We start from the raw sequence: 1,492 nt of genomic DNA on the forward strand, positions 1-1,492 counted from the left end.
CTGCTCGACGAGCCCACCAACCACCTGGACGCCGAGAGCGTGCTCTGGCTGGAGCAGCACCTCGCGGGCTACGCGGGCGCCGTCCTCGCCGTCACGCACGACCGGTACTTCCTGGACAACGTGGCCCAGTGGATCTTGGAGATCGACCGCGGCCGCACCCACCCCTACGAGGGCAACTACTCCACCTACCTCGAGAAGAAGGCCGAGCGCCTCGCCGTCGAGGGCAAGAAGGACGCCAAGCTGCAGAAGCGCCTCAAGGAGGAGCTGGCCTGGGTCCGCTCCAACGCCAAGGCCAAGCAGACCAAGTCCCGCGCTCGCCTCGACCGCTACGAGGAGATGGCCGCCGAGGCCGAGAAGACCAGGAAGCTGGACTTCGAGGAGATCCAGATCCCGCCGGGCCCGCGCCTCGGCAACATCGTGGTCGAGGTCGACAAGCTGCGTAAGGGCTTCGAGGACCGGGTCCTGATCGACGGGCTCAGCTTCGACCTGCCGCGCAACGGCATCGTCGGCGTGATCGGGCCCAACGGCGTCGGCAAGACCACGCTGTTCAAGACCATCGTGGGCCTGGAGAAGGCCGACGACGGCAACGTCAAGATCGGCGAGACGGTCAAGCTGTCCTACGTCGACCAGAACCGCGCGGGCATCGACCCGAAGAAGAGCGTCTGGCAGACGGTCTCCGGCGGGCTGGACTACATCCAGGTCGGCAACGTCGAGATGCCCTCGCGCGCCTACGTCGGCGCGTTCGGCTTCAAGGGCACCGACCAGCAGAAGGCCGCCGGCGTGCTCTCCGGTGGCGAGCGCAACCGGCTGAACCTCGCGCTCACCCTCCTCGACGAGCCCACCAACGACCTCGACGTCGAGACCCTGGGTTCGCTGGAGAACGCCCTGGAGCAGTTCCCGGGCTGCGCGGTGGTCATCTCGCACGATCGCTGGTTCCTCGACCGGGTCGCCACGCACATCCTGGCGTGGGAGGGCACCGACGAGAACCCGTCGCAGTGGTTCTGGTTCGAGGGCAACTTCGAGGGCTACGAGAAGAACAAGATCCAGCGGCTCGGCGCGGAGGCCGCGCGTCCGCACCGGGTCACCTACCGCAAGCTGACCAGAGGCTGAGCGGGGACTGACGACAGTGGCGGCTGGTGGTGCGAACCAGGGAAGCAGCGAGGCGGGGTTGCTGGTCACCTCCGCCTGGCGGCTTCGCTGGCGCGCGCCCGAGCTGACGCTGGTGCTGGGCGAGCGCGCCGCGGAGATCGCGCTCGCCCACTCCGACGAGTGGGCCCGGCTGCGCGGCGAGATGCTGGCCCTGTTCGCGCTGAACCGGCTCGGTCAGGGTGTCGCCGTCGCCGAACGCGCTGTCGCCGCCATGGCCGCGGCGGAGGCGGTCGGCGAGGTCGAGCTGGGCTGGCGGCTGCGGATCGAGCTGGCGAACTCCGCCAGGGTGGTCGGCACGCCGCTCACCGGATTCGCGTTGCTGCGCCCGTTGCTGGAGGCCGGA

General features: G+C 69.2%; 1 protein-coding gene and 1 pseudogene. Both read left to right on the forward strand.

The features are described from left to right. The coding region (ettA, locus tag CCN37_RS36505; protein ID WP_086829880.1) for an energy-dependent translational throttle protein EttA at window positions 1-1,110 on the forward strand (1,110 nt) is incomplete at its 5' end. Window positions 1,111-1,126: 16 nt separating this feature from the next. After that, window positions 1,127-1,492, forward strand: a pseudogene (locus CCN37_RS36510) (hypothetical protein); the annotation flags it as partial.

The sequence above is a fragment of the Allokutzneria sp. NRRL B-24872 genome (assembly GCF_002155965.1).
Lineage (GTDB): Bacteria > Actinomycetota > Actinomycetes > Mycobacteriales > Pseudonocardiaceae > Allokutzneria.